The following is a 2,832-nucleotide window of genomic DNA, read 5'->3' on the forward strand; positions in this document are numbered from 1 at the left end:
TTTGGTGGAGCTAAGCGGGATCGAACCGCTGACCTCCTGCATGCCATGCAGGCGCTCTCCCAGCTGAGCTATAGCCCCGTAACGTAAAGCGTGTCGTGTTGACGGGCGGCATCATATGAATTCCCTTACCGGGTGTCAACGTCAAAATGTTGCTGCCAACTTCAATCGCTGAAAAAGCATGCAACTGGATGACATTGCGAGCGTTCTCGCAATCAGGAGTTAAACGCGTCACGTTTTCAATTAAAAGGATGCTATAACATGAAGCACTAATTCCACACAGGCACTCAGGACATAGCATGATCAAGGAACGAATGACGCCGGAGGAGCTCGCCCATCTGACCGGTTACAGCCGACAAACCATCAACAAATGGGTGCGTAAAGAGGGCTGGGAAACCTCGCCAAGGCCTGGCATTCAGGGCGGTAAAGCACGCGTGGTGCATATCAGTGAACAAGTTCGCGAGTTTATTCGCAGTGCGCAGCGCGCCGCCGATAACCCGGGAACGGCTCACCCCCTTTCGGAAGACAATTTCGACTCACTGCTGTTGTCGCTTGCCAAAGAGATGTCTGAGCGCGAGCAGCAACAGCTTACCAGCCTGCTTTTACGTGAGGGCATCACGGGCTTACTCTCCCGCCTGGGTATCCGGACGAAAGAATCCTGATGAAAACACTTCACAGCAAGATGACCACGGTGGAGCTGGCGAACTGCGTGGGGATGGCGAAGCAGACAATTAATCGCTGGATCCGAGAGCAAAACTGGGTAACGGAACCTGTTCCAGGCGTGAAAGGCGGTCGGGCGCGGCTCATTCATATTACGCCTGACGTCAGAGAGTTTCTGGCATCCACGCCGAAACTTCGCCACATGTCGCTCACGTTGCAGGCCGCTGAACCTGATTATCCCTACCATACGCAGGATAAAGATCCCGTCTGGCGGCAAATTCAGGATGTGCTGGGCATGATGACAGCAGAAGAAAAACAGCGTTTGCAGATACTGCTGGTACGTGAAGGGCTAAGCGGCTTTCTTCATAAGCTAAACATCACCGACGAAAGCGCATAAAAAACGGCAGGCCCAGGCCCGCCGTTTTTGTTTTTATTGATGCCGGTTACTGCTGATTTTCACGTTCGGCAATAAAGGCCAGTGCTTTGTTGATACGTGCCACGCTGCGGCTCTTACCAATAGCATGGACTGTAACATCCAGCGCCGGAGACTGCCCCGCACCGGTCACGGCAACGCGCAGTGGCATGCCCACTTTACCCATTCCCACTTCCAGCTCATCGGCCGTCGCCTGAATGGCATGATGGACGTTTTCAGCGGTCCAGTCGGTAATGGCATTCAGCTTATCGCGAACCACTTCCAGCGGCTGACGAGCGACCGGACGCAGGTGTTTTTTCGCCGCGTCTGCATCAAACTCATCGAACTCTTCGTAGAAGTAACGGCAGCTCGCCGCCATCTCTTTCAGGGTTTTGCAGCGCTCACCCAGCAGTTTCACCAGTTCAGACAGCTGCGGGCCGGTGCGGGTATCGATGTTTTCCTGCTCGATGTGCCATTGCAGGTGCGTTGCCACGTATTCTGGTGCCATCGTGTTGATGTAATGATGATTCAGCCACTGCAGTTTTTCGGTGTTAAACGCACTGGCCGATTTGCTGACCGCGCTCAGGGAGAACAGCTTAATCATCTCTTCACGGCTGAAGATTTCCTGATCGCCGCTGGACCAGCCCAGGCGCACCAGATAGTTCAGCAGCGCCTCTGGCAGATAGCCATCATCGCGGTACTGCATTACGCTGACCGCACCGTGGCGCTTGGAGAGTTTCTTGCCGTCATCACCGTTGATCATCGACACGTGCGCGTAAACCGGCACCGGCGCGTTCAGGGCTTTCAGAATGTTGATCTGACGTGGGGTGTTGTTGATATGGTCTTCGCCACGAATAACGTGGGTGATTTCCATATCCCAGTCATCCACCACAACACAGAAGTTGTAGGTTGGGGAACCGTCTGTACGACGGATGATCAGGTCATCCAGCTCCTGGTTGCTGAACTCGATCGGGCCACGGATCTGGTCGTCAAAAATAACGGAACCGTCCTGCGGGTTGGCAAAACGCACCACACAAGGTTCGTCGGCGGCGTGATGCTCGTGGCCATGGCGGCAACGGCCGTCATAACGTGGCTTCTCGCCTTTCGCCATTTGCTCTTCACGCAGGGCATCCAGACGCTCTTTGGAGCAGTAGCATTTATACGCCGTGCCAGCGACCAGCATCTCATCAATCACCGCGTTGTAGCGATCGAAACGTTTGGTCTGGTAGTAAGGGCCTTCGTCCCACTCCAGGCTCAGCCAGTTCATGCCGTCCATAATAGCTTCGATGGCTTCCGGCGTGGAGCGCTCGAGGTCGGTGTCTTCAATACGCAGCACGAACTCACCGTCGTGGTTGCGAGCAAAAAGCCAGGAATAAAGAGCAGTACGAGCACCGCCGACGTGCAGATAGCCGGTCGGGCTAGGCGCGAAGCGAGTTTTGATTTTCATGAAATGGCCTTACGTTTAGAAAGTTGCCGACAGCCGGCAAATCCTGGAAAAAAACAATGGGCAATATTCTATCACTCCCACCTGAATCCTCAATGTTGATCCCGCTGAAACGCTGCGCTTAGCGGATTTTGTTTATAAATCATGCGCCATGGGGCAATTTGCGATCGTTTTGTTTAATTTTACGACGAACAAACAAAATCTTTGGAAAAGGCGTTGACTCATTTTCAACTCTCCCTATAATGCGACTCCACACAGCGGGGGTGATTAGCTCAGCTGGGAGAGCACCTCCCTTACAAGGAGGGGGTCGGCGGTTCGA

Annotated in this window: 3 protein-coding genes and 1 tRNA gene; 2 read left to right on the forward strand and 2 right to left on the reverse strand. The window is 53.8% G+C overall.

What is annotated here, in order from left to right:
• Positions 1-2 precede the first annotated feature (2 nt).
• Positions 3-78 (reverse strand) — tRNA-Ala (locus tag CRO87_RS22210).
• Between the two features lie 218 nt (positions 79-296).
• Here CRO87_RS22210 and CRO87_RS22215 point away from each other — a divergent pair.
• Complete coding sequence (locus CRO87_RS22215) at positions 297-659, forward strand: YfeC-like transcriptional regulator (protein ID WP_097165051.1); 363 nt, start codon at positions 297-299, stop codon at positions 657-659.
• Positions 659-1,054, forward strand: coding sequence for a YfeC-like transcriptional regulator (locus tag CRO87_RS22220; protein ID WP_097165052.1), 396 nt, complete (start codon positions 659-661; stop codon positions 1,052-1,054). Before CRO87_RS22215 ends, CRO87_RS22220 begins: the two co-directional genes overlap by 1 nt.
• A gap of 46 nt (positions 1,055-1,100) precedes the next feature.
• Here the strand turns inward: CRO87_RS22220 and gltX are convergent, their stop codons facing one another.
• Positions 1,101-2,516 carry a glutamate--tRNA ligase gene (gene gltX, locus CRO87_RS22225; RefSeq protein ID WP_097165053.1) on the reverse strand — a complete coding sequence of 472 codons (1,416 nt, stop codon included), beginning with the start codon at positions 2,514-2,516 and terminating at the stop codon, positions 1,101-1,103.
• Between the last annotated feature and the right edge of the window lie 316 nt (positions 2,517-2,832).

Origin of the sequence: Enterobacter sp. CC120223-11, from assembly GCF_900215375.1 — a bacterium.
Lineage (GTDB): Bacteria > Pseudomonadota > Gammaproteobacteria > Enterobacterales > Enterobacteriaceae > Scandinavium.